Genomic DNA, 25,126 nt, shown 5'->3' with positions numbered 1-25,126 from the left:
GCTGACACTTTTCCCGGAACTGCTCTGATATCCGGACAAAACAAAACCCCGCCGGATCGCTCCGGCGGGGTTTTGTTTGTTCGTCAGGTGAAGAGGCTTGGCTTAGTTGCCCTGCTTCTTCAGCGCGGCGCCCAGGATGTCGCCCAGCGAAGCGCCGGAGTCGGTCGAGCCGTACTGGGCGACCGCTTCCTTCTCCTCTGCGATTTCCAGCGCCTTGATCGAGACCTGCACCTTGCGGGTCTTCTTGTCGAAGGCGATGACGCGCGCATCGACCTTCTGGCCGACGGTGAAGCGCTCGGGGCGCTGCTCGTCGCGGTCGCGCGAAAGGTCCGAACGCTTGATGAAGGTCTCGAGGCCGCTGTCGACCAGCCGCACTTCCAGACCGCCGTCCTTCACGCCGGTGACCTCGCAGGTGACGACCGCGTTCTTACGCAGCTCGCCGCTGCTCGCGGCATCGCTGACGGTGTCGCGGGCCAACTGCTTGATGCCGAGCGAGATGCGCTCCTTCTCGATGTCGACGTCGAGCACCTGCGCCTTGACCATGTCGCCGCGATTGTACTCTTCGATGACCTGCTCGCCCGGACGGGTCCAGTCGAGGTCGGAAAGGTGCACCATGCCGTCCACGTCGCCTTCCAGGCCGATGAACAGGCCGAACTCGGTCTTGTTCTTGACCTCGCCCTCGACCTGGCTGCCGACCGGATGGTTGCGGGCGAACGCTTCCCACGGGTTTTCCAGCGTCTGCTTGAGACCGAGCGAGATGCGGCGCTTGGCCGGATCGACCTCGAGCACCACCACGTCGACTTCCTGCGTCGTCGACAGGATCTTGCCGGGATGCACGTTCTTCTTCGTCCACGACATTTCCGAAACGTGGATGAGGCCCTCGATGCCCGGCTCCAGCTCGACGAACGCGCCGTAGTCGGTGATGTTGGTGACGGTGCCGCGGATCTTCTTGCCGATCGGGAACTTGGTGCCGATATCCGACCACGGATCCGACTCGAGCTGCTTCATGCCGAGCGAGATGCGGTGGGTTTCCTGGTTGATGCGGATGATCTGCACCTTGACCGTCTGACCGATGTTGAGGATTTCGGTCGGATGGTTGACGCGGCGCCATGCCATGTCGGTGACATGCAGCAGGCCGTCGATGCCGCCGAGGTCGACGAACGCACCGTAGTCGGTGATGTTCTTGACCACGCCTTCGACAACCTGGCCTTCCTCGAGGTTCTGCACGATTTCCGAACGCTGTTCGGCGCGGCTTTCCTCGAGCACGGTGCGGCGCGAGACCACGATGTTGCCGCGGCGGCGATCCATCTTGAGGATCTCGAAGGGCTGCGGGTTGTGCATCAGCGGCGTGACGTCGCGGATCGGACGGATATCGACCTGGCTGCGCGGCAGGAACGCCACGGCGCCGTCGAGATCGACGGTGAAGCCGCCCTTGACCTGGTTGAAGATGACGCCTTCGACGCGCTCACCCTTGGTGAACTTCTCTTCGAGACGCACCCAGCTCTCTTCGCGGCGAGCCTTCTCGCGCGACAGCATGGCTTCGCCAAGCGCGTTTTCGATGCGCTCGACATAGACTTCGACGGTGTCGCCGACCTTGAGGGAGGAGTCCTTGCCCTTGGCGCCGAATTCCTTCAGCGGCACGCGGCCTTCGACCTTGAGGCCGACATCGATGATGGCCATGTCCTTTTCGATCGCGGTGATCGTGCCCCGGACAACCTGGCCCTCGCCGGAATGGCCGGCGGTGAATGATTCTTCGAGCATGCTCGCGAAATCGTCGCGAGACGGATTAGCTACTGACATTGTTTCTCCTGGAATGCTCCGCGTCTGGCGGAGCGGGCGCCGTGGGTTAGCGTTGCGTTGAGCCTGCCGGCGTTCCGGGCTAAGAGCCCTTGGCCGCTTTTCGAGCGGCAAGTCCGGCGCATGGAGAATGCTGGCAGGCTGGTTCCTGCCCGATATGGGTGTTTTCGCCGCCTACAGCAACCGAAAACCCGCAATCAGGCCTTGTTTCTCTTGGCAAGGACGTCGTCAACGATCGCCATCGCCGCCAGGAACGCGGCCTCTATAGCCATTTCGCTGGTATCAAGCAAGTGCGCGTCGGCCGCGGGCTTCAGCGGCGAGTCGGCGCGGCCCATGTCGCGCTCGTCGCGGCGCTCGATATCGGCCAGGATGGTGGCTAAATCGGCGCTGCCGCCCATGCTCTCGATCTCGGCCAGCCGGCGCTTCGCCCGCACCGCCGCACTTGCCGTAACATAGAGCTTGATGTCGGCGTCGGGGCAAACCACCGTGCCGATGTCGCGCCCATCCAGCACCGCGCCCGGCGGCGCCTTGGCGAAGGCGCGTTGCTGCTCGACTAGGATGCGCCGCACCGTCGGAATGACCGCGACCTTCGACGCCGCCTCGCCCACGGCATGCGCGGACAGCACCGTGCGGTCGAGGTTGGAGAGATCGACCTGCCGCGCCGCGGTTTCGGCCGCCGAGACATTGTCCAGCGGCAGGCCAAGCTCGAGCAGCTTGTGGGCCGTCGCGCGGTAGGTGAGGCCGGTGTCGAGCAGGTTCAGCCGGTAGTGGTCGGCGAGCCGGCGGGCCAGCGTGCCCTTGCCGGCGCCCGCGGGGCCGTCGATGGCGATGGTGAAGGTGTCGGTCATGGTTGGGGCGACGCGGTTGAAAGGAGCAAGCGCCGCGATCCTTCGCGCCCTCCTCTGTCCTGCCGGACATCTCCCCCACGAGGGGGGAGATTGGCGGTTTCGGCGCCCCGCCCAATCTTGCGACGGTGGCGATTGGCGAAAGCCGCGATGACGTCTGATCTCCCCCCTCGTGGGGGAGATGTCCGGTAGGACAGAGGGGGGCGCTGTCCCGCCAGCATCTCAGGTCGGCTCAAATCCATCCGCTGTCACTCTATCTCCGCGCCCAGTCCCTTCATCAGTCCCATGAACTCCGGAAAGCTCGTCGCGATCATGTTGGCGTCGTCGATGGTCACCGGCTTTTCCGTCGCCAGCCCCATCACCAGGAAGCTCATGGCGATGCGGTGGTCGAGATGCGTCTTCACCGCCGCGTCCCGGTCGCTGCCACCCAGCCCCTTGCCGCCCGGCTTGCCGCGCACGGCAAGCGAGGCTTCGCCCTCGGTGCAGTCGACGCCGTTGAGCTTGAGCCCGTTGGCTACCGCCGCCAGCCGGTCCGATTCCTTGACGCGCAGTTCTTCCAGCCCCTGCATCAGCGTTTCGCCCTCGGCAAAGCTCGCCGCGACCGCCAGAACCGGATATTCGTCGATCATCGAAGGCGCCCGCTCCGGCGGCACGGCAACGCCCTTCAGTTCGGAATACCACACCCGCAGGTCCGCGACGTCCTCGCCGCCGGCATTGCGCGGGTTGAGGATGTCGATCTTGCCGCCCATCTCCTGCAACGTCAAAAGCAAGCCGGTGCGGGTCGGGTTCATCAGCACGTTCTCGATTGTAATGTCCGAGCCCGGCACAATCAGCGCCGCGACCAGCGGGAAGCCGGCCGACGAAGGATCGCCCGGCACGGCGATGGTCTGTCCGGTCAGCTTGCCCTGGCCTTCGATGAAGATGTGGCGCACGCCGCGCTCGTCGGTCTCGACGGTCAGATTGGCGCCAAAACCCTTCAGCATCTTTTCGGTGTGGTCGCGCGTCATCACCGGTTCGATCACCGTGGTGATGCCGGGCGTGTTGAGGCCGGCGAGCAGGACGGCCGACTTCACCTGGGCGGAAGCCATCGGCACGCGATAGGTGATCGGCGCGGCATGCTTCGGCCCGCGCAACGTGATCGGCATGCGGTCGCCGGGCGTAGCCTTCAGCACCTGCACGCCCATCTGGCGCAGGGGATCGAGAACCCGGCCCATCGGCCGGCCGGACAGCGAGGCGTCGCCGATGAAAGTCGTCTCCATGTCATAGGTGCCGACAAGACCCATGGTGAGGCGCGAGCCGGTGCCGGCATTGCCGAAATCGAGTGGGGCTTCGGGTTGCAGCAACGCGCCGTTGCCGGTACCGCGGATCACCCATTCCGTGCCGTTCTTTTCGATATGCGCGCCCATCGCCTTCATGGCGGCGCCGGTGCGCATCACATCCTCGCCCTCGAGCAGGCCGGTGATGCGCGTCTCGCCGGAGGCGAGGCCCCCGAACATGAAGGAGCGGTGCGAGATCGACTTGTCGCCCGGCACGCGCGCGGTGCCGGAAAGTGCGGGAGATTTGCGGGCCGTGGCTGGCTTAGCGGCGGCTGAATGAGACATCCTTGTCTTCCAAATGAAATGCCGGCGAGGCCGGCGCGGTTCATCATGTTGCGGCGGTCTCGTATCACGGCGCGGGAGAATGGTCATCCCCCGGCGCGGGCTTTGAAAAGCGGGTTTCCAAGACATGTCTTTTGGCTTTGACAGCGCCGAAAACTGCGGTTATGGGGACCATTCTTTTTTTGACGAGGCCTGACGTGGCAAAAGCTGAACTTGGCACCAAGCGTGTCGACCCAGAAACGGGTCGCAAATTCTACGACCTGAACAAGGACCCGATCGTCTCGCCCTATACCGGCAAGAGCTATCCGCGCTCTTATTTCGAGGAAGGCAAGATCTCCGCCCTCGAAGAGGATGACGAGGTCGCGGACAAGGAAGTAGACGGCGACGAGGAAGAAGGCGCCGAAGTCGTCTCGCTGGAAGACGCTGACGAAGAGGCCAAGGGCGGCGGCGGCGACGATCTTCCCGATCTCGGCGACGACGAGGACGACGATGTCGATCTCGGCGACGATGACGACGACACCTTCCTCGCCGACGAAGAGGAAGAGGACGACGACGTCTCCGACATGATCGGCGTCGGCGACGACGAGGACGAGGTCTGATCCGGTCGTTTGCCGGCGATTTTCGCCTGTGACGAAAAAGCGGTCTTTGAAGGCTTGATCTTGACCGAAGGCGGCGCTAGAAGCCGCCAGCACTAAACGACGGCGCGGCTCTCACACCGCGCCGGATCTCTTCGCCGGAAACGGCGCCGGCTGACTGCCGGGAGTGGGGCCATAGCTCAGTTGGGAGAGCGCTTGAATGGCATTCAAGAGGTCGTCGGTTCGATTCCGATTGGCTCCACCAAACAGTCTTTCGTAACTGCGGTTTGCTTGACGGCTTCGGCGCGTTTGGCGACATTTGTCGCTTGAACGAAGGGCGCCTCAACGCATAGCCAGGCTGAAAATCACGACTGAGGCCGGTCAGGTCGATGCGTAGCCTCGACCAAGACAGCCGCGGCCTGCTCCACCTTTTCGGCCGCCTGGTCCGCGAGGTCGATGTGGTGGATTGCCTGATGCGTGAGCATCGCCATCCGTGCCTCACGAAACAGGTTGCTTGTCTTGACGTTCGCAATGTTGAAGCTAGCGATCATCGGTCGACCTCAATTCGTTCGTGAAACGCCGATCCTGCCGAGGCGAGCCTTTGCCTCGACAACCCGCCGCTGGGCGCCTCGAATGGTGCAGCACAAGGCGGTGCCGACGACCGCGCCGCAATTTTGGGTGAGCATTTCCTCGGCGGTTTCGAGAGCACGTTCGGCACGATTGAGCTGAAGCCTGCCTCGCGCGTGTTCGATATTCTGGTGTTCAAGCATCCTTCCGCATCCTTTGCGTTTGCGGTCCCTTCGTGGGGCAAACCATCGGCCAAGAGTTTGGTTCCTGCGGCGCAGGCGCGCAGGGGGCACCCGCCAAAAAACAGCAGCCCCGATAGCAAGGAAACGGTGTGGCTGTTTTGCATGGGAAACAATAAGCTCTCGGAAATTCAGCTGGCAAAGGCTGGCAGGACGCGAGGAAGGTACGACATATGGCATTCGACAGGTCGCCGGTTCGATTTGGATTGGCTTCACCGAACAGGCTCTGGCCGGTGCTTGGCTTCGCCGCCTTCGCGCTCGTCGCCTGCCAGTCTACGCCCGACACGCAGCCTGCCGCAGACCCGCAACCCGCTCCGGTTCCTATAGCCGCGGCTCCCGCCGCGCCGAATTCGGCGGTGCTGGATCAAGGCATCGCGGTCACGCCGCCCGCCAAGGGCGTGCCGGTCAAATATGCCGCCTTCTCCGGCATCTGGGCCGGACAGCTCAACGGCATGTATGACGGCAAGCTGGCGGTGCTGACCGTTTCCTCGGGCGGTCAGGTCACGGTGAGCTATGCCTGGGGCGATCTCGCCGACAACAAGCCAGGCGTCGCCGACGGCTCCGGCCGGATTGCCGGAAACACGCTGAAGCTCGGGCGCCTGCCGAACGGCGCCGACATTACCGCCACGATGGTATCGCAAGGCACGCTCGACGTGACCTACAGTCTTGCCGGCCAGACCTATACCGGTCCGTTCACGCGGGTCAGCCAATAAGCCTCTAGGATCGAAGCAGGTCCGGCGTGATCCGCACGCACATCGGCGTTCCGATGTCGATGGCTCGTCCCGTATCCGTCAGCCGCCCGCTCGCTTCGTCGCGGCCGAAGATCGAGATGCGGTCGGCATTCTGGTTGGCTGAAAACAAATGCCGGCCGGATGGCGTCAGCGCCAGGTTGCGCGGTGTGGCGCCGCCACAGGGCGTGAAGTCGACCAGGTCGAGCTTTCCCGATTGCTGGTCGACGGCGAAAATGGCGACGCTGTCATGGCCGCGGTTGGAGCCGTAGAGGAAGCGGCCGTCGGGCGAGATCTGGATGTCGGCGCAGTGATTATGCGCGCGTGCCGCTTCGGGCACTGCCGGCTTGGTGTCGATCAACTCTAGCCGACCCGAAGACGGGTCCAGCGCCAGAGACACCACCGTCGAGTCGAGCTCGTTCATGACGAAGACGAAGCGGCCGCTCGGATGCAGCGCGACATGGCGTGGACCGGCGCCGGGCGCGAGCGCGGAAGCGGCGAGCTTCGTCAGACTTCCGCCGGCCTCGATCCGGTAGGAAACCAACTGGTCGATACCGAGATCGGCGACGATCGCGATGCCGCCCTGGATGGTCTCGGTGACGCTGTGCGCATGCGAGCGTTCCTGCCGCTCGGCATTTGGGCCGGTGCCGGAATGTGCCACGCTGGCCAGTGGCGCGGTCAGGCCGCCATCGGCATTGAAGCCGAAGACGGCGACCGCTTTGTCCGGGCCGCCGCTGCCCATGCCGTAATTGGCCACCAAAAGCTTGCTGCCGTCGCGGGTGATGGTGTTGTGCGCGGTGATGCTGCCGAGCGATGGCTGCTTGTTGATATAGGCGAGCGCATTGCTGGCGCGGTCGAAGCTGTAGGCCGAGATCGTGCCCTCGCGCCAGGCGAAGACTTCGGAATTGGCATAGAGGCGCGCGCCGTCCGGCGTCACCGACAGGAAGGTCGGATTGTCGACCTCGTTGGTCTCGGCAAGTTTTTCAACCGCCGGCGTCGCCTCGTCGAAGGCGTAGACGCCGAGGCCGACGCCGCGCGCGCCCTGGAAATAGGGCGCCTCGCGATTGAGGCTGCCGACAAAGACCAGACAGGCGCTCTGCATCGATATTCCTCCCATGGGCCGGCCTGCCTCCACGCTGCCGAGGTCAAAAATTTCGCCGATCATCGCTTGCATGGCAATCCCATATGTGAAAATATTATTCACAAAAGAAAATCGACGGGAGGAAAGCGAATATGCATCTCGCCATCCGGCATCGTGTCCGTGAGTGCCTTGCAGGCCGCGCCGGAACCTCTCGGAGCGCGGCATGAGCGCATTCTCGCCGACTGTCGGTGTCGCCTCGACGCATCCGGCCGACATGCCGGAAGCGCATGCCGATATCCCGGTCTGGAATGCGGAAAACTGGTTCTACGAGGATTGGCAGCCCGGCCACAAAATCCGCTCGCTTCGCCGCACCATCGCGGAGGGCGAAAGCCACGCTTTCAACGCTCTAGTGCTGGATATCCACCCTTACGTGCAGGACCAGATGTTCGCCGAGCGGGAAGGCATTTTCGGCAAGCGGCTGGTGGCTGGCGCCTTCGTCTTTTCGGCCGGGCTCGGCCTCGTCGCCACCAACTGCGTCAACGCTTTTTCCTATGGCTACGACAAGCTCCGCTTCATCAAGCCGGTCTTCATCGGCGACACCATCTATTCGATCCGCACCAACCTCGACAAAAAGCCGCGTTACAAGGACATGGGCCTGATCCGCGCCAGCTATGAAGTCTTCAAGGGTGAAGGAGAGCTGGTGCTCTACTGCGAGCACCTGCAGACGGTGAAATACAAGAACCCGGCCGATTTCGTCGGCAAGACCGAGAAGTGAACCGTGGCCGCTGATAAAGAACTCCCGCTGACCGGGCTCGTCGTCATCGACATGAGCCAGTTCCTGTCCGGTCCCTATTGTTCGCTGCGCCTGCTCGACCTCGGCGCGCGCGTCATTAAGATCGAGCGTCCCGACGGCGGCGACCTGTCGCGCCGGCTCTACCTGAGCGACACCGAGATCGGCGGCGATTCCACCATCTTCCACGCCATCAACCGCGGCAAGGAGAGCCTTGCCATCGATCTCAAGAACGAGGCCGATCTTGCCGCGCTGCGCGGCCTGATCGCCAAGGCGGACGTGCTGATCCAGAATTTCCGGCCGGGCGTCATCGAGCGGCTCGGCCTCGACTATGAGCATGTCAGGACGCTCAATCCCCGGCTCGTCTATGCCTCGATCAGCGGCTATGGCGAGGAAGGCCCCTGGGTCAAAAGGCCGGGGCAGGATCTGCTGGCGCAGGCGCGCTCCGGCGTCATGTGGCTGAACGGCGACGAGGAGCAGGGGCCGGTGCCGTTCGGCCTGGCTATTGCCGACATGCTGGCGGGCGCGGCCAGCGCGCAAGGTATCCTCGCCAAACTGGTGCGGCGCGGCATCACAGGCGAAGGCGGCCATGTCGAAACCAGCCTGCTCGAAGCGCTGGTCGACTTCCAGTTCGAGGTGCTGACCACGCATTTGAATGATGGTCGCCGCCTGCCCAAGCGCTCCTCTTTCCGCAGCGCGCATGCCTATCTGTCGGCGCCCTACGGCGTTTATCCGGCGAAGGACGGCTATCTGGCGATAGCCATGACGCCGATCCCGAAACTCGCCGACCTGCTCGAATTGCCCGCGCTCGATCCGTTCCGCGACAAGCCGGCGACCTGGTTGACCGCCCGCGACGAGATCAAGGCGATCATCGCGACACGCATCGCGGAAAAAACCATCGACGAATGGTTGGCCGTCCTCGAGCCGGCGGATGTCTGGTGCGCCAAGGTGCTGACCTGGCCGCAGATGATGGAAAGCGACGGCTTCAAGACGCTCGACATGCTGCAGACGGTGGCGCGCGAGGACAATGTCTCGATCCTCACCACCCGCTCGCCGCTGCGCGTCGACGGCGCGCGCGCAAAAGTCGATCGCGCAGCGCCCCGCATCGGCGAGCACAGCGCAAAGATCCGCGCGGAGTTCGGCCTGTGATCCGGTTGAAAGGCATGACCTGGAGCCATCCGCGCGGCTACGACCCGATGGTGGTCTGCTCGGCGCTTTGGAAGGAAAAGACCGGTGTCGCGATCGAATGGGAAAAACGCTCGCTGCAGGATTTCGAGTCCTTTCCGGTGGAAGAACTCGCCCGCGCCTATGATCTGATCGTCATCGACCATCCGCATGTCGGCCAGATCACCGCCGAAAAATGCCTGGCGCCGCTCGACGTGCCGGGACGCGAGGCGGAACGCGACGCGCTGTCCAAGGGAAGCGTCGGCAAATCCTATCCGAGCTACAATTGGCAGGGCCGGCAATGGGCCTTCCCGATCGATGCGGCCACCCAGGTGCAGGCCTGGCGGCCCGATCTGATCGAGGCCGCGCCAAGAATCTGGACCGAAGTTCTGGCGCTTGCCGAGCAGGGCCGCGTGCTCCTGCCGCTCAGGCCGCCGCACTCCCTGATGTGCTTCTACACGCTTGCAGCCGATCTCGGCCGGCCCTGCACGGTCGACGGGTCGGCCGACCTTGTCGATGGCCAGATCGGCGAAACCGCCTTCGAGATGCTGAGCGAGATCGCGGCATTGGTCGATCCGGCATGCCTGACGATGGATCCGATAGCGGTGTTCGAAAGGATGGCGGAATCCGGCTCGCGCATCGCCTGCGCACCGCTGATCTACGGCTATGTCCCCTACGCGGTGGTGGGTTTTCGGCCGCACCGTCTGGCCTTTGCCGACATGCCGGTCGTCGGCGGCAGCGCCCCGGTCGGCTCGGCGCTCGGCGGTACCGGCATTGCCGTGTCCGCCCTTTCGAGTGAGCGCCAGGCGGCGATCGACTTCGCCTACTGGATCGCTAGCGGCGAGGTCCAGCGCGGCCCTTACGCCGCCGCCGGCGGCCAGCCCGGCCATTCGGCGGCCTGGGAGGATGACGCCGTCAACGCCTCGACCGGCAATTTCTACAGCGACACGCGTGCGACGCTCGAAGGCGCCTGGGTCCGCCCGCGCCACGACGGCTACATGGCGTTCCAGCAGCGGGCTTCCGACCGCATCAACGAAGGTCTGGCCGGCAGGCACCACGTCCGCCAGGTCGTCGCCGACATCAATCGCCTGTTCCGGGAGAGTTTCGCGCCGGCCGCCGCCGGCTAGTTCACTGCAACCAAAGGGAGGAAAAAATGACCAGCTTGATACGCGGCCTGCTCGCCGCAACCGCCTTAGTCTCGACCCCGCTCGCCGCCCATGCCGCGGACGTCAAATCGGTGATCGACAGCCTGCCCGCCGACCTCCAGGCCCAATATGACGGCGCGCCGCAAAAAGTGCTGCCGTCGGCCTGGGACAATTTCACGCCGCCGCCCAAGCCGTGGAAATGGTGCCACTCGGAAAGCTACCAGGGCAATCCATGGCGCGTGTCGGTCACCAAGGAATTGAAGCGGCTGGTCGACGGGCTGATCGCCGACGGCACCGTGTCGAGCTTCGAGGTGTCGGATTCGAACAACGATCCAAGCCAGCAGATCAATCAGATACGCGCCTTCATCGACAAGAAGTGCTCGATCATCACCTCGATCCCCGGCTCGGCGACGGCGCTTGACGATGCGGTGGACGCAGCCGCCAAGGCGGGCATTCCCTTCGTCACGGCGGCGGGCTCGATCACCAGCCCCAACGCCATCAATGTCGATTCCAACTATGCCCGCTGGGGCTATGACATGATGACGGCGATCGGCAAGGCAAAGGCCGACTCGAGCGTGCTGGTGGTCGAAGGCATCGCCGGGCATCCGATCGTCGTCCAGGAAAAGCAGGGCGCCGACAAGGCGCTTGCCGAGAACACCGGCCTCAAGGTCGCGCGCACCGTCAACGGCAACTGGACCGCCAACGTCACTAAAACGGTGGTGCTGCAGGCGATCGCCACCAATCCGGCGCCGATCGACGCTGTCTGGACGACCGGCAGCGAAAGCCGCGTCGTCGCCGAGGCCTTTGCCGAAGCCGGGCGGCCGGTGCCGCTCATCACCGGCTCGATCACCGGCGATGCTCTGGGCTACTGGAAGGCCAATCCGGACAAGTACCGCTTCGAGGGCCATGCCGTGCTGCCGGGCTGGACGGCGCAGACCTTGTTCCGTGTCGGCGAGCGCATGCTCGACGGCCAGAAGCCGAAGCTCAACACGCTCTTGATCCCGATCCCGCCGGTCCACGCCGCCGAACTCGACAAATGGTACAAGGACTGCATGACGCCGGATGCCGTCTCGGTCTTCCCGGTGCCGCCGACGGACCCGATGCCCGAAAACGTGCTCGACGCCTATTTCAGCAATCCGGCGCCGACCAAGGGCTGGGATTACTCCAAGGTGCCCGACGCCTGCGCCAAGTGATTTTTTGCGAAGCCGGCGCTTCTTGAAGGGCCGGCTTCTTCATTTTCGGAAAGAGATATGCTCGAAGTCCAAGGCGTGTCGAAACGCTATGGCGAGACGGTCGCGCTGGCGGAGGCGTCGATCGCCTTCCGTCCCGGCACGATCCATACGATCCTCGGCGAGAACGGCTCGGGCAAGAGCACGCTGGTGAAGCTGTTGTCCGGCATCGTGCAGCCGGATGGCGGCACGATCCTGCTCGATGGCAAGGCGTTTTCCGGCACCCAGCCCGCCGCCTTCCAGGCTGCCGGCTTCGCCACCGTTTTCCAGGAAGTGCTGGTCGCGCCCGACCGTTCGGTGACCGACAACATCCTGCTCGGCCTCGACGGACTCTGGCGACGGGGCGTGCCGCGCGGCGAGCGCCGCGCCCGGGCGCAAGCCGCACTTGGCCGCTTCGCGGTGACACCGATCGATCTCGACCGGCCTTGCGGCGAGCTGCCGCTTGCTGCGCGCCAGCTCGTCGTGCTCGCCCGCGCCGTCATCCGCAACCCGCGTGTCCTGATCCTCGACGAGGTGACGGCGGCGCTCGACTTTGCCGATCGCGAGTCCGTTTTCGCGCTGATGCGCGCCATGGCCGGATCTGGCACGCTGATCCTGTTCATCACGCACCGCATGGACGAGGTGATGGCCTTGTCCGACCGCATATCCATCCTGCGCGCCGGCCGCGTGGTGAAGACCGAAGAGCGCGGCGCCTCGACGCCGGCCGAGCTTCTGGCGGCTATGGCGCCGCAAACGGCGGCGGAGCTCGCGCATGGCTGAGGCAAATGCGTTGCGAGTTCGCGACCTCGTCATCGCGCCCGGGACCGATCCGATCAGCCAGACCATCGCGCCGGGCGAGATCGTCGGCCTTGCCGGGCTCGACGGCCATGGCCAGGAACGTTTTTTGCGCGCGCTCGCCGGACTCGATAGACCGGTGGCCGGCGAGATCGCCGTCGACGGAAAAGCGGGATCGATCACCAGCTTCCGCAAGGCCGTCGCCGGCGGCATCGCCTATCTGCCGCGCGACCGGCGTGCGACCGGCATTTTCCCGACCCAGTCGGTGCTCGACAATTTCGCCATCTCCACCGTGTCGAGCGATCGCCGCTTCGGCTTCTTGAGCTTCGCGGCGCGGCGCCGCCGCTATGAGGCCTACAGGCAGAAACTCAGCATCGTCGCGCCGCGTCCCGATGCGGCCATCACCACGCTGTCCGGCGGCAACCAGCAGAAGGTGCTGCTCGCCCGGGCCCTTGCGCTGGAGCCCAGCTTCCTTTTGCTCAACGATCCGACGCGCGGCGTCGACGTGGCAACGCGCCACGTCCTCTACGATGTCTTCCGCGGCCTTGCCGCCGAGGGCATGGCCCTGGTGATCCTGTCCAGCGAGATCGAGGAGATATTGCTTCTCTGCCACCGCGTGCTGGTGTTCCGCGAGCAGCGTGTGTCGGCCGAGTTCTCGGGCGCGGAAATGACCGCCGACGCCGTGATCGCCGCCATGTTCGGACGCGCCGCATGAGCCGAGTGCTTCGCAAGCTCAGCGGCGTCGGCTTTGCCGTGGTGATGCTGGTCGTCCTGTTGGTCCTCAACGTCGCGCTCAATCCGGCGCGCTTTCAGCCCTCGGGATGGGGCACGCTGCTCGGGTTGGCCGCACCGCTGATCGGAGCGGCGATCGCCTCCGCGCCGGTGATCTTGGCCGGGCGCGGCGGCATCGACATATCCGTTGGCCCGCTGATGGGTTTCGTCAACGCTTTGGTCATCCAGGTGCTGTTCCTCAATCTCGGCATGTCCTCGCCATGGATCATCGTTCCGGCGGCCCTGCTGGTTGGCGCGGCGGTCGGCGCCGCCAACGGCGTGCTGGCGACCATCGTGCGCATCCAGCCGATAGTGGCGACGCTCGGCACCTATCTCATCCTGACCGGCATCACGCTCACCATCCTGCCGGCGCCGATCGGTCCGGCGCCGGATTGGCTGAAGGCCATGTCCGGCCCGCTGTCGATCGTGCCGCTGGCGCTGATTGCCTTGTGCTGGCTCCTAATCCGCCGCACACCCTACTACGACCTGCTGATGGCGGTCGGCAGCGACGACCGCGCCGCCTACTCCGCCGGCGTACCGGTCACCAAGGTGCGGCTCATCGCCTATGTCCTGACCGGTCTCTTCGCCGCCGCGGCCGGGCTGATGCTTACCTCGCTGATCGGTTCGGCCGATCCCAACATCGGCCCGACATACACGCTGATCGCGATCGCCGCCGTGGCGCTCGGCGGCGTCAGCCTTGCCGGCGGCCGCGGCGGGCTTGGTGGCGCCGCCATCGGTGCCATCGACATCTTCCTGCTGCAGAGCCTGCTCACCACCTTCAACGTCTCAACCTATGTGCTGCAGATCGCCTATGGCCTGATCCTCGTCGTCGCCGTCGTGCTGACGGCGGTGCAGGAACGGCTTGCGGCGCAGAAAGGGTGACCGGGATGATCGGCAACTGGTTCCAGTCCACCAACGCCCGTATCGCCGGCGCCTTCGCCATGGCGCTGCTTCTGCAACTCATCGGCACGCTTCTCATCCCCGGCTATTCGGCGCCCTTCGCCATCCGTGCGCTGCTGGTCATCGCCTCGCTGCTGGCGGTGGCCTCGATCGGCCAGACGTTGGTCGTCATCCTCGGCGGCATCGACCTTTCCATCCCCTTCGTCATCGGCTTTGCCAATGTCGTGGCGGCGCAGCTCTATGGCCAGGGCTGGAGTTTTGTCCTGGTCTGTATCCTGGTCGGTATACTTGCCCTCGCCATCGGTGCGCTGAACGGGCTGATCTCGCGTGGGCTGAACATCCATCCGCTGATCGTCACGCTCGGCATCGGCATGATCGTGCAGGGCGCCGTGCTGTTGTGGACCGGCGGCTTTCCGTCGGGCTCGGCGCCGGAGGCGGTGTCCAGCTTCGTCTCGATCGGCGGCTCCGTTGGCCCCTTGCCCGTGCCGCTGCTGGTGCCATGTCTCGTCGTTCTGACGGCACTTATCGTGCTGGTGCTTGCCCGCACGCCTTACGGGCGCCGGCTCTACGCAGTCGGCAGCAACCCGGAAGCTGCACCCCTGGCGCTGATCGATCCGCTTCGCATGTGGGTCGTGACTTATGCGGCCAGCGCCTTCTTCGCCGCAGTCGCCGGCGTGCTTTTGCTCGGCTTCACCGGCTCGGCCTATGGCGATGTCGGCCAGCCCTATCTGTTCCAGACGATCGCTGCCGTCGTCGTCGGCGGCGCGGCGCTGGTCGGCGGGCGCGGCAGCTATCTCGGCACCATCGCCGGCGTCCTGGTGCTGACGGAAATCAACACGCTGCTGATCGGCTTGGGTTTTCGGCCCTCAACAGTGCAGGCCGCGCTCGGACTGGTCATGCTGCTCCTGGTCTCGCTCTACGGCCGCGAGCGGCACGTTAGGGCGACGATCTAGCTTGAGCGGCTATCTGCTCAGCTGACCGCACAGGAGCGTCGTTCTGGAATCGTCAAGCCGAATATGTTATATGACTATCTACATGGTCAGGAGTATGACATGAATGCGATCAATCTGGCGGATGCCAAGGCTCACCTCAGCGAACTGGTCGATCGGGTCGAGGCGGGCGATTCGATCGACATCACCCGCCGCGGTAAGCCGGTCGCGCGACTTACCGCTGTGGCCAAGCCACGCAAACCAATAGATTTGGCGCTGCTTCGCTCCTTGACGGCGGCGATGCCCACCCAGCCCCAGAGCGCCGCCGACCTCGTGCGGTCGATGCGTGATGGCGACCGGTACTGATGCTTTACCTCGATACGTCGCTCGTCGTCGCGGCGCTGACCAACGAAGCGATGACGCCGCGTGTGCAGGCTTGGCTGACGGAACAGGAGCCGACGCAGCTTCTCATTAGCGACTGGACCGTCACCGAGATGTCGTCCGCCATGGCGATCAAGCTACGCACTGGACAAATCAGCCTGGAGCAGCGTGCCGCGGGGCTCGCGATGTTCAATAGGCTGGCCGCAGAGAGCTTTACCGTCCTCGGCGTGACGGGCGGGCAATTCCGGGCGGCAGCGAAGTTTGCTGATCGGCACGATCTCGGGCTTCGAGCAGGGGACGCGCTGCATCTCGCCATCGCATCGGAGCATGGCGCCACGCTATATACGCTTGATCAGCGACTCGCCGACGCCGGACCAGAACTCGGTGTGCCGGCGCAAATGCTCGCGTAAAGCGACTAGTTTGCAGGCGAGTTTCTTTACAACCTAGTCAAGCCGCCAGAGCCGGCGCGCGTTGCCCGAGAGCAGCCGCGTCCTCTCCGACTCGCTCGCGCCGGCGAGCAGCGCATGGGTGGCGGCGATCCAGGTCGTCAGCCCGCCCCCCAGCGTGCAGACCGGCCAGTCGCTGCCCCAGATCACCCGGTCCCAGCCGAAGCAGCGGATCGTGTGTTCGACATAGGGCCTGAGCGTCTCCACCGTCCACGTCGCCGGATCGGCATAGGCGACGACGCCGGAAATCTTGGCCGTGATGTTCGGCCGTCTGGCGATGGCTTCCATATGCTCGCGCCAGGGATGCTCGGCATTGGCCTTGATGTCGGGTACGCCGCAATGGTCGAGGACGAACTGCACGTCCGGCGCGAGGTCGGCCAGCGCGATGGCCTTCGGGATCTGGTGCGGCAGCACGACCAGGTCGAAGGTCAGCCCGGTGCCGGCCAGCCGCTTGATGTTCTGGCGAAACAGCGCGCCTTCCGAGAGATCGTCGGGCACCACGTGCAGCACGCGCCTGAAACCCTTGACGAACGGCTCGGCCTTGATCGTCTCCAGATAGGCCTCGAAACCTGCCTCTTCCGGCCGGCAGGACGCGATCGCGCCCTTGAGCAGGCTGCCCGCCTTGCCGGCCAGCGACTTTACATAGGCGGTCTCGGCGGCGATGTCGGCGGCGTCGACATCGACCTCCATATGCAGAACGGCCTCGATGCCGGAGCGCAGCGCGTCGGCGGCGTATTCCTCGTAGGAGAAATCGCGGTTCAACGCCGGCACGCCGGCCAGCCACGGATAGCGCAACGCGGCCTGGTCGATGAGGTGCAGATGGGTGTCGATGATCATGGCGGCGTCTCCTCAGTAGCCGTCCGCACTATCTCGCCTAAAAATCCATTATTCAAATAAGAAATTACGACGATTGCGGCACATCCGACCCGGCGAGCTGCGAGAGCCTCGCCGCGGCGCTTTGCAGATGCCGAATCGTCAGTGTGATATCCGGCGCCGTGGGCGCATTGACCAGCGTGATATAGGGGATGGTGAGCGCGGCGATGGCCCTGCCGTCGGGCCCCAATACCGGCGTCGAAAGATTGTAGACCCCGGCCGTCTGCAGCGAGGCCATCATCTCGTAGCCGCGATCTCTAACTTGGTCGAGGCGGGCGAAGAATTCCGGCGTCAGATTGAGCTCTTCCGTGCTCTGCAGATGCTCGGCGATCATCATCTTGCGCTCTTCCGGCGAGCGGAAGGCGAGCAGCACATGGCCGGAGCCGGTGTCGAACAGGCTGATATGCGAGCCGACGCGGATCGAGATGCCCCAGTAGCGCGGCGCCTCCTGCTGGGCGATAACCACGGCGGCGCCCCGGTCGAACACGACCAGTTGATTGGCTTGCCATGAGGTCTCGGCCAGTTCGCGCATGATCGGCGTCGCGTAGGAGACGAGCCGGCGCACGGGCGCGTGCAATTGCGCCAGCCCGAACAGCTTGAGCGTCAGCGAGTAGCGGTCGCCGTCGATCTTGGTGACGTAGCCGCGCCGCACCAGGCGGTCGAGCATGCGGTAGAACTCGTTCGGGCTGCGGTCGAGCCGCTTGGCGATCTCGGCCTGCGTCAGTCCGCCGTCGACGCCGGACAGCAATTCGAGAATGTCCAGCCCCTTGTCCAGCGCCGGCGCGCGGTAGCGATCGCCGTCTTCTTCCTCTGTCACTAACCCCTCCAGTGAATTTCGATCTGCATATATGCATGAACTCCGTTCCGCGGGAAGCACAATCGCCTTGACCCGGGAATGAAAATGCTATTTGCATATGAATGAAGCTTAGGCGATCGGCTGCGCATCCGGCCGGCCGTCGCCGTGAGCCGTTGGGAGGAGAACATGACGAGACTGCTTAGTGGCATTTCCGCGGGCTTGGCCGGCCTGCTCATGAGCGGCACGGCGTTTTCGGCCGATCTGCCCGGCAAATTTCCGGGCGTGACGATCGACGTGAAGCTGATCGGCGGCCAGCAATATGAGAAGCTCTACGAGCGCATTCCAGAATGGGAGAAAGCGACCGGCGCCAAGGTCAACATCCTGACCAAGAAGAACGGCTTCGATATCGACAAGGAGCTCAAGTCCGACATCGCCTCGGGCAGCACCAATTGGTGCGTCGGCTGGAACCATTCGTCCTTCGCGCCACAATACACCGGCCTCTACACCGACCTCAGCAAATTGCTGCCGAAGGAAGAGATCGACGCCTTCGTGCCGTCGACCATCAAGGCCGCAACCATCGACGGCAAGCTGGAAATGCTGCCGCGCGCGCAGTTCGACGTCTCGGCGCTCTACTACCAGAAGAGCCTCTACGAGAACGCGGACAACAAGACCAAGTTCAAGGCCAAATACGGCTACGACCTTGCCCCGCCGGACACCTGGAAGGAAGTCACCGACCAGGCCGAGTTCTTCGCCAATCCGCCGAATTTCTACGGCACCCAGTTCGCCGGCAAAGAAGAGGCGATCAACGGCCGCTTCTATGAGATGGTGGTCGCCGAGGGCGGCGAATATCTCGACAAGGACGGCAAGCCCGTCTTCAATTCCGAGGCCGGCATCCGGGCGCTCGACTGGTTCGTCAACCTCTACAAGGCCAAGGCCGTACCGGCCGGCACCACCAACTATCTGTGGGACGATCTCGGCCAGGGCTTTGCCTCGGGCACCGTGGCGATCAACCTCGATTGGCCGGGCTGGGCCGGGTTCTTCAACGATCCGAAATCGTCGAAGGTCGCCGGCAATGTCGGTGTCAAGGTCGCGCCCAAGGGTTCGTCGGGCAAGCGCACCGGCTGGTCCGGTTTCCACGGCTTCTCGGTCACCGAGAACTGCCCGAACAAGGAGGCCGCCGCTTCGCTCGTCTGGTGGCTGACCAACGAGGACAGCCAGAAGCTCGAAGCCGCCGCCGGCCCGCTGCCGACCCGCACCGCCGTCTGGGACTGGGACCTGAAGCAGGCCGAGAACGACCCGTACAAGAAGGAGGTTCTCGCTGCCTTCCAGGAGGAAGCCAAGCACGCCTTCGCCGTGCCGCAGACGCCTGAGTGGATCGAGATCTCGAACGCCGTCTATCCCGAGCTGCAATCGGCGATCCTCGGCGACAAGACCTCGAAGCAGGCGCTCGATGACGCCGCCGCCAAGGCGACGCAGATCCTCCAGGACGCCGGCAAGCTCTAACCGGCGCTCCCAAGCCTGCCTCCCCCATCGTGAATGGGGGAGGCGATCGCGCCTCGCTGGCGCGGACCGGGCTTCCGTTCCGGGCTGGGCTGCGTGAGCGAGCGGCCCGAACTCGAATGCAAAACCTCACAGGATCCCGATGAAGGGCTTCAAGCCATCCGCGCCGTTCCTGCTGCTGCTTCCGGCCATCGTCGTGCTGGCGGCTGTCGTGGTGCTGCCGCTGATCCTGTCGCTTTATTCCAGTTTCACGCCCTTCCGGCTGACGCGGCCGGAGACGTTCTACGTCTTCGTCGGCTTCAGGAACTATCTGTCGATCCTGTCCAATGCCGATTTCTGGTGGGCCTTCGGCCGCACTGTTCTGCTGCTTACCATCGCGCTCAATCTCGAAATGCTGCTTGGCTTGGGTCTGGCGATGCTGGTCGAGAAAGCGACGCGCGGCCAGCGCATCCTGCGCACGCTGATGATGTTCCCGATGATGTTCTCGCCGATCCTGGTCGGCTTCCAGTTCAAATTCATGTTCAACGACAATATCGGCCTGGTGAACAACGCGCTGCAGTCGCTGGGCATCACGCAGGACGCCATTCCGTGGCTGATCGAAGGCCATCTCGCCTTCATCGCCATCGCCATCGCCGAGATCTGGTCGTCGACCTCGATCTTCGCCATCCTGATCCTGGCTGGCCTGCTCGCTATGCCCAAGGAGCCGATCGAGGCGGCGCGGGTCGACGGCTGCACGCCCTGGCAAACTTTTCGCTATGTCACATGGCCCTTCGTCATGCCCTTCGCCTACATCGCCATGACGATCCGCTCGCTCGACGTCGCGCGCGCCTATGACATCGTCAAGATCATGACCGATGGCGGCCCGGCCGGCCGCACCGAGCTGTTGTGGACGCTGGTCGGCCGCACCGCCTACAGCGATGCCCGCATGGGCCTGGCCAACGCCATGGCCTATTTCTCGATCCTGCTGTCGATCGCCTTTACCGTCTATTTCTACAACAAGCTCGCCGCGGCGCGCGCGCAGATCGGCGCGGAGTGGTGAGGATGGACGAGAACGCCTCCGCCCGCCTCACCCGCCGCGCGCTGACCGTCGCGCACAGCGTCGGCCTGTTCCTGGCCATGCTGGTCATCTGCCTGCCGGGCATCTGGATCGTGCTGTCGTCGCTCAGGCCGACGGTCGAGATCATGGCCAAGCCGCCGGTTTGGATCCCGCAGGAGGTGTCGCTCGATGCCTACATCGCCATGTTCAGCGGCATCGGCAAGGGCGGCATCCCGGTGCTCGATTATTTCCGCAATTCGCTGATCATCTCGGTCACCTCGACGGTGATCGCGGTGGCCATCGGCATGGCCGGCGGCTACGCCTTCGCGCGCTACCGCTTTCGCGGCAAGTCGGGAATGTTCCTCGGCCTGATGCTGACCCGCACCGTGCCCGGCATCGCGCTCTCGCTGCCCTTGTTCTTCCTCTATGTGCGCCTCGGCATCATCGACACCCATATCGGCATGATCCTCGCCTATGTAGCGCTTAACGTGCCCTTCACCATCTGGCTGATCGACGGCTTCTTCCGCCAGGTGCCGAAGGACCTTGCCGAAGCCGCCCAGATCGACGGCTGCACGCGCTGGCAGGCCTTCTGGCAGGTCGAGTTCCCGCTGGCGCGTCCCGGCATCGCCTCGGCCGCGATCTTCGCTTTCCTCACCTGCTGGAACGAGTTCGCGCTGGCCTCGCAGCTCACCCGTTCCGTCAACTCCAAGACGCTGCCGGTCGGCCTGCTCGACTACACGGCCGAGTTCACCATCGACTGGCGCGGCATGTGCGCGCTGGCCGTGGTGATGATCATCCCGGCGCTGACCCTCACCTACATCGTCCAGAAACACCTCGTCGGTGGTCTCACCTCCGGCGCGGTGAAAGGTTGACTTCATGGCAACGGTTTCGCTGAAAAACCTCACCAAGCGCTACGGCAACATGGAGATCGTGCACGGCATCGATCTGGAGATCGCCGACCGCGAGTTCATCGCGCTGGTCGGCCCTTCGGGCTGCGGCAAGTCGACGACCTTACGCATGATCGCGGGGCTGGAAGACATCAGCGGCGGCGAGATCGACATCGGCGGCCGCAAGGTCAACGACCTGCCGCCGCGCTCGCGCAACATCTCGATGGTGTTCCAGTCCTACGCGCTCTATCCGCATATGACGGTGCGCGAAAACCTCGGCTTCTCGCTGAAGATCGCGGGCGCCACCAAGGACGAGATGGACCGGCGCGTTGCCGAAGCCTCCGCCATCCTCGGCCTTGACGAATTGCTCGAACGCCGGCCCTCGCAGCTTTCCGGCGGCCAGCGCCAGCGCGTCGCCATGGGCCGCGCCATCGTGCGCGATCCCGATGTCTTCCTGTTCGATGAGCCGCTCTCCAACCTCGACGCCAAGCTCCGCACGCAGATGCGCACCGAGATCAAGAAGCTGCACGCCAAGGTGAAGTCGACGGTCATCTACGTCACCCACGACCAGGTCGAGGCGATGACGCTTGCCGACCGCATCGTCATCATGCGCTCAGGCTATATCGAGCAGGTCGGCACGCCGGACGAGGTGTTCAGCCGCCCCGCCACCCGCTTCGTCGCCGGCTTCATCGGCTCGCCGCCGATGAATTTGCACGAGGCGACGGTGAGCGACGGCAGGCTGGTCTTCAGCGCCGGCGACAGCCTGCCGCTGCCCGGACAGTTCAAGTCGAGGACATCAACCGGCGACAAGGTCGTGTTCGGCATCCGCCCGGACGATTTCTATCCCACCGGCCATGGCCTGAGCTCTGGCGGTGAAACGGAAGTCCACCGCGTCGAATTGCCGGTCAGCATCACCGAGCCGCTCGGCAACGAGACCTTGGTCTTCGCCGAGTTCAACGGCACCGACTGGGTGTCGCGCATGCTCAACCCGAAGCCGCTGAAGGCCGGCGACAGGATCGGCATGAGCTTCGATCTTTCCCGCGCCCATCTGTTTTCCGCTGAAACCGGCAAGTCGTTGAGGAACTGACATGGCCAAGATCGAAAAAATCGAACTGCGCATGGTCGATCTGGTGCCGAAGGTGAAGCGCACCGACGCTATCCAGAGTTTCGTCAGCCAGGAGACGCCGATCGTCACCATCACCGATGCCGACGGCGCGACGGGCACAGGCTACAGCTACACGATCGGCACCGGCGGCTCCTCGGTGATGCGGCTTCTCGCCGACCATCTCGCGCCGCGCCTGATCGGCCGCGACGCCGACCAGATCGAGGCGATCTGGCACGATCTCGAATTCGCCACCCACGCCACCACCATCGGCGCCATCACCGCGATCGCGCTGGCCGCGATCGACACAGCACTTTGGGACCTGCGGGCGCGGAAGCAGAACCTGCCGCTCTGGAAGCTCGCCGGCGGTGCCAAGGACCGCTGCCCGCTCTACACCACCGAGGGCGGCTGGCTGCATATCGAGACGGCAGCGCTTGTCGATGACGCTTTAGCCGCCAAGGCGAAGGGTTTCACGGGCTCGAAGGTGAAGATTGGCAAGCCGCATGGCTCGGAAGACGTCGCTCGCCTATCGGCGGTGCGCAAGGCGGTCGGCGACGACTATGAGATCATGACCGACTGCAACCAGGGCTTTTCCGTCGACGAGGCAGTCCGCCGCGCCGAGCGGCTGCGCGAGCTCGACCTCGCCTGGATCGAGGAGCCACTGCCCGCCGACGACATCGACGGCCATGTGCGGCTGTCGAACTCGACCGCGACGCCGATCGCCATCGGCGAGTCGCTCTATTCGATCCGGCATTTCCGAGAATACATGCAAAAAGGCGGCTGCAACATCGTCCAGGTCGATGTCGGCCGCATCGGCGGCATCACCCCCTGGTTGAAAGTGGCGCATGCGGCCGAGGCCTTCGACATGCCGGTCTGCCCGCATTTCCTGATGGAACTGCATGTCAGCCTCACCTGCGCCATCCAGAACGGCAAGTATGTCGAATATATTCCCCAACTCGACGATCTGACGGGTAAGAAGATGCGCATCGAGGACGGCCATGCGATCGCCCCAAGCGAGCCGGGCATCGGCATCGATTGGGATTGGGACGCCGTGAAGGCCAGAAGCATCGCCGAATTTACCACGGCGATAACGGGATAGGAGAGGCGGAAATGCAGCGTATGGGCATGGTGCTCGGATTGAAGCCCGAGAAGGTCGAGGAATATGTCCGCCTGCATGCCGCCGTCTGGCCGGACGTGCTCACCATGATCTCGGCCTGCAATATCAAGAATTATTCGATCTACCTGAAGCGCCCGGAAAACCTCCTGTTCTCCTATTTCGAGTATCACGGCAGCGACTACGCCGCCGACATGGCCAAGATGGCGGCCGACCCGAAGACTCAGGAATGGTGGTCGGTCTGCATGCCCTGCCAGGAGCCGCTGGAGACCCGCAAGCAAGGCGAGTGGTGGGCGTCGATGGACGAGGTCTTCCACCATGACTGATGCCTTCGATCCGGCATCGCTGGCGCAGGCCTGGCCGAAGCCTTCGAAGCCGCGCCCGATCGTTACCTTTGGCGCCGGCTCGATCGTCGGCGACGCGCATTTCCCTGCCTACAAGAAGGCTGGATTTCCGGTTGCCGGCCTCTATGATCCGGATCAGGCCAAGGCGCAGAAACTAGCCGAGACTTGGGGCGTGACGGCGTTCCGCTCGGTCGCGGAAGCAGCGGCGGTGCAGGACGCCATCTTCGATCTGGCGACTCCGCCAGGCCGGCACGCCGAGGTGCTGAAGGTGCTGCCGGACGGCGCGGTGGCGCTGATCCAGAAGCCGATGGGCAACTATCTCGGCGAGGCAACCGAAATCCTCGAAATCTGCCGCGCCAAGCAGCTCAAGGCCGCGGTCAATTTCCAGCTCCGTTTCGCGCCGATGATGCTGGCGCTGAAGGACGCCATCGCCCGCGGATGGCTGGGCGAGGTCGTCGACTTCGACGCGTTGCTCGCGCTCGACACGCCATGGCAGCTCTGGGAATTCCTGCTCAAGGCGCCGCGCGTGGAGATTGCCATGCATTCGATCCACTATCTCGACCTGATCCGCCAGCTTCTCGGCAATCCGCTCGGCGTCCACGCCAAGACGCTCGGCCACCCCAACCACAAGGTCGCGCAGACCCGCACCAGCGCCATCCTCGACTATGGCGACACCGTCCGCTGCGGTCTGTCGATCAATCACGATCACAAATTCGGTCGCCGCTATCAGGCCTGCGAGTTCCGCATCTGCGGCACCGAGGGCGCGGCTTACGTCAAGCTCGGCCTCAACCTCGACTATCCGCGCGGCGAGCCCGACATATTGGAAATCCATCCCAAGGGCGGCTCGGACTGGGTCGCCGTGCCGCTCGCCGGCGAGTGGTTCCCCGATGCCTTTGTCGGCCGCATGGCCAATATCCAGCGCTTCGCCGCCGGCGAGGATACCGAGCTGGTCAGCTCCGTCGAGGATGCCTGGCACACCATGGCGCTGGTCGAGGCCGCGTATAAGTCGAGCGCGGCGCCGGCGACGCCGCTCGCCGCAAAGCCGTAGGGCGGAACATGGAACAGATCACCTATTTCGAGGACTATGAGATCGGTTCGTCGCGTCTTACCAGCGGCCGCACCATCACCGAAACCGATTTCGTCGTCCATGCCGGCCACACCGGCGATTTCTTCCCGCATCATATGGACGCCGAGTTCATGAAGACGACGCCCTTCGGCAAGCGCATCGCGCATGGCACGCTGGTGTTTTCGGTCGGCGTCGGCCTGACGGCGAGCGTTATCAATCCGGTCGCCTTCTCCTATGGCTATGACCGGCTGCGTTTCATCAAGCCGGTCTTCATCGGCGACACGATCCGCACGCGCACCACCATCGCCGCCAAGGAAGACGATCCGAAGCGGCCGGGATCGGGCCGCGTCATCGAGCGCCTCGAAGTTCTCAACCAGCGCGACGAGGTCGTGCTGGCGGCCGACCACATCTACATCGTCGAGCGAAAGCCCGGCTGAAACTAAGGAGAC

Annotated in this window: 28 protein-coding genes and 1 tRNA gene; 21 read left to right on the top strand and 8 right to left on the bottom strand. The window is 64.3% G+C overall.

Annotated features, from left to right (window positions below):
- Nucleotides 1-102: 102 nt before the first annotated feature.
- From rpsA to aroA, 3 genes are all read right to left on the bottom strand, one after another.
- Nucleotides 103-1,800, bottom strand: a complete 1,698-nt coding sequence (rpsA, locus tag FJ988_RS02690; protein ID WP_140815187.1) for a 30S ribosomal protein S1 — start codon at nucleotides 1,798-1,800, stop codon at nucleotides 103-105.
- Between the two features lie 194 nt (nucleotides 1,801-1,994).
- The gene (gene cmk, locus FJ988_RS02685; RefSeq protein ID WP_140815186.1) at nucleotides 1,995-2,645 is read right to left on the bottom strand and encodes a (d)CMP kinase; all 651 of its coding nucleotides are present in this window, start codon (nucleotides 2,643-2,645) and stop codon (nucleotides 1,995-1,997) included.
- A gap of 245 nt (nucleotides 2,646-2,890) precedes the next feature.
- Nucleotides 2,891-4,243, bottom strand: coding sequence for a 3-phosphoshikimate 1-carboxyvinyltransferase (gene aroA / locus FJ988_RS02675; RefSeq protein WP_140815185.1), 1,353 nt, complete (start codon nucleotides 4,241-4,243; stop codon nucleotides 2,891-2,893).
- A 194-nt stretch (nucleotides 4,244-4,437) separates the two neighbouring features.
- On the opposite strand from aroA, the gene FJ988_RS02670 reads away from it, so the two are divergent.
- Together FJ988_RS02670 and FJ988_RS02665 are read left to right on the top strand one after the other, a co-directional pair.
- Nucleotides 4,438-4,839, top strand: a complete 402-nt coding sequence (locus FJ988_RS02670; protein ID WP_140815184.1) for a TIGR02300 family protein — start codon at nucleotides 4,438-4,440, stop codon at nucleotides 4,837-4,839.
- Nucleotides 4,840-5,004: 165 nt separating this feature from the next.
- Nucleotides 5,005-5,080 (top strand) — tRNA-Ala (locus tag FJ988_RS02665).
- A gap of 100 nt (nucleotides 5,081-5,180) precedes the next feature.
- Here FJ988_RS02665 and FJ988_RS02660 read toward each other — a convergent pair.
- Both FJ988_RS02660 and FJ988_RS02655 read right to left on the bottom strand, forming a co-directional pair.
- Nucleotides 5,181-5,366, bottom strand: coding sequence for a hypothetical protein (locus FJ988_RS02660; protein ID WP_140815183.1), 186 nt, complete (start codon nucleotides 5,364-5,366; stop codon nucleotides 5,181-5,183).
- Between the two features lie 9 nt (nucleotides 5,367-5,375).
- Nucleotides 5,376-5,585, bottom strand: a complete 210-nt coding sequence (locus FJ988_RS02655) for a hypothetical protein (RefSeq protein WP_140815182.1) — start codon at nucleotides 5,583-5,585, stop codon at nucleotides 5,376-5,378.
- Nucleotides 5,586-5,794: 209 nt separating this feature from the next.
- Between FJ988_RS02655 and FJ988_RS31095 the strand changes: the two genes are divergently transcribed.
- Nucleotides 5,795-6,334 (top strand): hypothetical protein, encoded by a 540-nt coding sequence (locus FJ988_RS31095; protein WP_246688409.1) that lies wholly within the window; start codon nucleotides 5,795-5,797, stop codon nucleotides 6,332-6,334.
- Between the two features lie 4 nt (nucleotides 6,335-6,338).
- Here FJ988_RS31095 and FJ988_RS02645 read toward each other — a convergent pair whose 3' ends face one another.
- Nucleotides 6,339-7,451 carry a lactonase family protein gene (locus FJ988_RS02645; protein WP_140815181.1) on the bottom strand — a complete coding sequence of 371 codons (1,113 nt, stop codon included), beginning with the start codon at nucleotides 7,449-7,451 and terminating at the stop codon, nucleotides 6,339-6,341.
- A 202-nt stretch (nucleotides 7,452-7,653) separates the two neighbouring features.
- On the opposite strand from FJ988_RS02645, the gene FJ988_RS02640 reads away from it, so the two are divergent.
- From FJ988_RS02640 to FJ988_RS02595, 10 genes are all read left to right on the top strand, one after another.
- A complete protein-coding gene (locus tag FJ988_RS02640) occupies nucleotides 7,654-8,205 on the top strand; it encodes a MaoC family dehydratase (RefSeq protein ID WP_140815180.1) in 552 nt (183 codons plus the stop codon).
- 51 nt (nucleotides 8,206-8,256) lie between these two features.
- Nucleotides 8,257-9,369 (top strand): CaiB/BaiF CoA transferase family protein, encoded by a 1,113-nt coding sequence (locus tag FJ988_RS02635; RefSeq protein WP_407067708.1) that lies wholly within the window; start codon nucleotides 8,257-8,259, stop codon nucleotides 9,367-9,369.
- Nucleotides 9,370-9,383: 14 nt separating this feature from the next.
- Nucleotides 9,384-10,511, top strand: coding sequence for an extracellular solute-binding protein (locus tag FJ988_RS02630; protein WP_140815344.1), 1,128 nt, complete (start codon nucleotides 9,384-9,386; stop codon nucleotides 10,509-10,511).
- 26 nt (nucleotides 10,512-10,537) lie between these two features.
- On the top strand, nucleotides 10,538-11,722 hold the full coding sequence (locus FJ988_RS02625; protein WP_140815178.1) for a substrate-binding domain-containing protein: 1,185 nt from the start codon (nucleotides 10,538-10,540) through the stop codon (nucleotides 11,720-11,722).
- Between the two features lie 57 nt (nucleotides 11,723-11,779).
- Nucleotides 11,780-12,517, top strand: a complete 738-nt coding sequence (locus tag FJ988_RS02620; RefSeq protein ID WP_140815177.1) for an ATP-binding cassette domain-containing protein — start codon at nucleotides 11,780-11,782, stop codon at nucleotides 12,515-12,517.
- A complete protein-coding gene (locus FJ988_RS02615; RefSeq protein WP_140815176.1) occupies nucleotides 12,510-13,247 on the top strand; it encodes an ATP-binding cassette domain-containing protein in 738 nt (245 codons plus the stop codon). Before FJ988_RS02620 ends, FJ988_RS02615 begins: the two co-directional genes overlap by 8 nt.
- The gene (locus FJ988_RS02610) at nucleotides 13,244-14,185 is read left to right on the top strand and encodes an ABC transporter permease (protein WP_140815175.1); all 942 of its coding nucleotides are present in this window, start codon (nucleotides 13,244-13,246) and stop codon (nucleotides 14,183-14,185) included. Before FJ988_RS02615 ends, FJ988_RS02610 begins: the two co-directional genes overlap by 4 nt.
- A gap of 5 nt (nucleotides 14,186-14,190) precedes the next feature.
- Nucleotides 14,191-15,156: an ABC transporter permease gene (locus tag FJ988_RS02605; protein ID WP_140815343.1), complete on the top strand. Its 966-nt coding sequence runs from the start codon at nucleotides 14,191-14,193 to the stop codon at nucleotides 15,154-15,156.
- A 99-nt stretch (nucleotides 15,157-15,255) separates the two neighbouring features.
- Nucleotides 15,256-15,498 carry a type II toxin-antitoxin system Phd/YefM family antitoxin gene (locus FJ988_RS02600; RefSeq protein ID WP_140815174.1) on the top strand — a complete coding sequence of 81 codons (243 nt, stop codon included), beginning with the start codon at nucleotides 15,256-15,258 and terminating at the stop codon, nucleotides 15,496-15,498.
- Nucleotides 15,498-15,923: a type II toxin-antitoxin system VapC family toxin gene (locus FJ988_RS02595; RefSeq protein WP_140815173.1), complete on the top strand. Its 426-nt coding sequence runs from the start codon at nucleotides 15,498-15,500 to the stop codon at nucleotides 15,921-15,923. The genes FJ988_RS02600 and FJ988_RS02595 overlap by 1 nt, the downstream gene beginning before the upstream one ends.
- 33 nt (nucleotides 15,924-15,956) lie before the next feature.
- Here the strand turns inward: FJ988_RS02595 and FJ988_RS02590 are convergent, their stop codons facing one another.
- Nucleotides 15,957-16,796, bottom strand: a complete 840-nt coding sequence (locus tag FJ988_RS02590; RefSeq protein WP_140815172.1) for an amidohydrolase — start codon at nucleotides 16,794-16,796, stop codon at nucleotides 15,957-15,959.
- Nucleotides 16,797-16,860: 64 nt separating this feature from the next.
- The gene (locus tag FJ988_RS02585) at nucleotides 16,861-17,649 is read right to left on the bottom strand and encodes an IclR family transcriptional regulator (protein WP_140815171.1); all 789 of its coding nucleotides are present in this window, start codon (nucleotides 17,647-17,649) and stop codon (nucleotides 16,861-16,863) included.
- A 165-nt stretch (nucleotides 17,650-17,814) separates the two neighbouring features.
- Between FJ988_RS02585 and FJ988_RS02580 the strand changes: the two genes are divergently transcribed.
- From FJ988_RS02580 to FJ988_RS02545, 8 genes are all read left to right on the top strand, one after another.
- Nucleotides 17,815-19,131, top strand: coding sequence for a sugar ABC transporter substrate-binding protein (locus FJ988_RS02580; RefSeq protein WP_140815170.1), 1,317 nt, complete (start codon nucleotides 17,815-17,817; stop codon nucleotides 19,129-19,131).
- Between the two features lie 139 nt (nucleotides 19,132-19,270).
- Nucleotides 19,271-20,167, top strand: a complete 897-nt coding sequence (locus FJ988_RS02575) for a carbohydrate ABC transporter permease (protein WP_140815169.1) — start codon at nucleotides 19,271-19,273, stop codon at nucleotides 20,165-20,167.
- Nucleotides 20,168-20,169: 2 nt separating this feature from the next.
- A complete protein-coding gene (locus tag FJ988_RS02570) occupies nucleotides 20,170-21,036 on the top strand; it encodes a carbohydrate ABC transporter permease (protein ID WP_140815168.1) in 867 nt (288 codons plus the stop codon).
- Nucleotides 21,037-21,040: 4 nt separating this feature from the next.
- A complete protein-coding gene (locus FJ988_RS02565) occupies nucleotides 21,041-22,138 on the top strand; it encodes an ABC transporter ATP-binding protein (RefSeq protein WP_140815167.1) in 1,098 nt (365 codons plus the stop codon).
- Between the two features lies 1 nt (nucleotide 22,139).
- Nucleotides 22,140-23,252 carry a mandelate racemase/muconate lactonizing enzyme family protein gene (locus tag FJ988_RS02560; RefSeq protein ID WP_140815166.1) on the top strand — a complete coding sequence of 371 codons (1,113 nt, stop codon included), beginning with the start codon at nucleotides 22,140-22,142 and terminating at the stop codon, nucleotides 23,250-23,252.
- Between the two features lie 11 nt (nucleotides 23,253-23,263).
- On the top strand, nucleotides 23,264-23,593 hold the full coding sequence (locus tag FJ988_RS02555; protein WP_140815165.1) for an L-rhamnose mutarotase: 330 nt from the start codon (nucleotides 23,264-23,266) through the stop codon (nucleotides 23,591-23,593).
- On the top strand, nucleotides 23,586-24,659 hold the full coding sequence (locus FJ988_RS02550) for a Gfo/Idh/MocA family protein (RefSeq protein WP_140815164.1): 1,074 nt from the start codon (nucleotides 23,586-23,588) through the stop codon (nucleotides 24,657-24,659). The genes FJ988_RS02555 and FJ988_RS02550 overlap by 8 nt, the downstream gene beginning before the upstream one ends.
- 8 nt (nucleotides 24,660-24,667) lie before the next feature.
- Complete coding sequence (locus FJ988_RS02545) at nucleotides 24,668-25,114, top strand: MaoC/PaaZ C-terminal domain-containing protein (protein ID WP_140815163.1); 447 nt, start codon at nucleotides 24,668-24,670, stop codon at nucleotides 25,112-25,114.
- Nucleotides 25,115-25,126: the final 12 nt, after the last annotated feature.

The sequence above is a fragment of the Mesorhizobium sp. CU3 genome (genome assembly GCF_006442965.1).
In the GTDB taxonomy this organism is placed as follows: Bacteria; Pseudomonadota; Alphaproteobacteria; order Rhizobiales; family Rhizobiaceae; genus Mesorhizobium.
The sequence above is the reverse complement of the archived record's forward strand: the minus strand, read 5'-3'. Positions and strand labels throughout refer to the sequence as shown.

What these genes read in the sequence shown, in the direction of transcription:
- rpsA (WP_140815187.1), bottom strand. Translation starts at nt 1,800, where the DNA reads ATGTCAGTAGCTAATCCGTCTCGCGACGATTTCGCGAGCATGCTCGAA.
- cmk (WP_140815186.1), bottom strand. Translation starts at nt 2,645, where the DNA reads ATGACCGACACCTTCACCATCGCCATCGACGGCCCCGCGGGCGCCGGC.
- aroA (WP_140815185.1), bottom strand. Translation starts at nt 4,243, where the DNA reads ATGTCTCATTCAGCCGCCGCTAAGCCAGCCACGGCCCGCAAATCTCCC.
- FJ988_RS02660 (WP_140815183.1), bottom strand. Translation starts at nt 5,366, where the DNA reads ATGATCGCTAGCTTCAACATTGCGAACGTCAAGACAAGCAACCTGTTT.
- FJ988_RS02655 (WP_140815182.1), bottom strand. Translation starts at nt 5,585, where the DNA reads ATGCTTGAACACCAGAATATCGAACACGCGCGAGGCAGGCTTCAGCTC.
- FJ988_RS31095 (WP_246688409.1), top strand. Translation starts at nt 5,795, where the DNA reads ATGGCATTCGACAGGTCGCCGGTTCGATTTGGATTGGCTTCACCGAAC.
- FJ988_RS02645 (WP_140815181.1), bottom strand. Translation starts at nt 7,451, where the DNA reads ATGCAGAGCGCCTGTCTGGTCTTTGTCGGCAGCCTCAATCGCGAGGCG.
- FJ988_RS02640 (WP_140815180.1), top strand. Translation starts at nt 7,654, where the DNA reads ATGAGCGCATTCTCGCCGACTGTCGGTGTCGCCTCGACGCATCCGGCC.
- FJ988_RS02635 (WP_407067708.1), top strand. Translation starts at nt 8,257, where the DNA reads ATGAGCCAGTTCCTGTCCGGTCCCTATTGTTCGCTGCGCCTGCTCGAC.
- FJ988_RS02630 (WP_140815344.1), top strand. Translation starts at nt 9,384, where the DNA reads ATGACCTGGAGCCATCCGCGCGGCTACGACCCGATGGTGGTCTGCTCG.
- FJ988_RS02625 (WP_140815178.1), top strand. Translation starts at nt 10,538, where the DNA reads ATGACCAGCTTGATACGCGGCCTGCTCGCCGCAACCGCCTTAGTCTCG.
- FJ988_RS02620 (WP_140815177.1), top strand. Translation starts at nt 11,780, where the DNA reads ATGCTCGAAGTCCAAGGCGTGTCGAAACGCTATGGCGAGACGGTCGCG.
- FJ988_RS02615 (WP_140815176.1), top strand. Translation starts at nt 12,510, where the DNA reads ATGGCTGAGGCAAATGCGTTGCGAGTTCGCGACCTCGTCATCGCGCCC.
- FJ988_RS02610 (WP_140815175.1), top strand. Translation starts at nt 13,244, where the DNA reads ATGAGCCGAGTGCTTCGCAAGCTCAGCGGCGTCGGCTTTGCCGTGGTG.
- FJ988_RS02605 (WP_140815343.1), top strand. Translation starts at nt 14,191, where the DNA reads ATGATCGGCAACTGGTTCCAGTCCACCAACGCCCGTATCGCCGGCGCC.
- FJ988_RS02600 (WP_140815174.1), top strand. Translation starts at nt 15,256, where the DNA reads ATGAATGCGATCAATCTGGCGGATGCCAAGGCTCACCTCAGCGAACTG.
- FJ988_RS02595 (WP_140815173.1), top strand. Translation starts at nt 15,498, where the DNA reads ATGCTTTACCTCGATACGTCGCTCGTCGTCGCGGCGCTGACCAACGAA.
- FJ988_RS02590 (WP_140815172.1), bottom strand. Translation starts at nt 16,796, where the DNA reads ATGATCATCGACACCCATCTGCACCTCATCGACCAGGCCGCGTTGCGC.
- FJ988_RS02580 (WP_140815170.1), top strand. Translation starts at nt 17,815, where the DNA reads ATGACGAGACTGCTTAGTGGCATTTCCGCGGGCTTGGCCGGCCTGCTC.
- FJ988_RS02575 (WP_140815169.1), top strand. Translation starts at nt 19,271, where the DNA reads ATGAAGGGCTTCAAGCCATCCGCGCCGTTCCTGCTGCTGCTTCCGGCC.
- FJ988_RS02570 (WP_140815168.1), top strand. Translation starts at nt 20,170, where the DNA reads ATGGACGAGAACGCCTCCGCCCGCCTCACCCGCCGCGCGCTGACCGTC.
- FJ988_RS02565 (WP_140815167.1), top strand. Translation starts at nt 21,041, where the DNA reads ATGGCAACGGTTTCGCTGAAAAACCTCACCAAGCGCTACGGCAACATG.
- FJ988_RS02560 (WP_140815166.1), top strand. Translation starts at nt 22,140, where the DNA reads ATGGCCAAGATCGAAAAAATCGAACTGCGCATGGTCGATCTGGTGCCG.
- FJ988_RS02555 (WP_140815165.1), top strand. Translation starts at nt 23,264, where the DNA reads ATGCAGCGTATGGGCATGGTGCTCGGATTGAAGCCCGAGAAGGTCGAG.
- FJ988_RS02550 (WP_140815164.1), top strand. Translation starts at nt 23,586, where the DNA reads ATGACTGATGCCTTCGATCCGGCATCGCTGGCGCAGGCCTGGCCGAAG.
- FJ988_RS02545 (WP_140815163.1), top strand. Translation starts at nt 24,668, where the DNA reads ATGGAACAGATCACCTATTTCGAGGACTATGAGATCGGTTCGTCGCGT.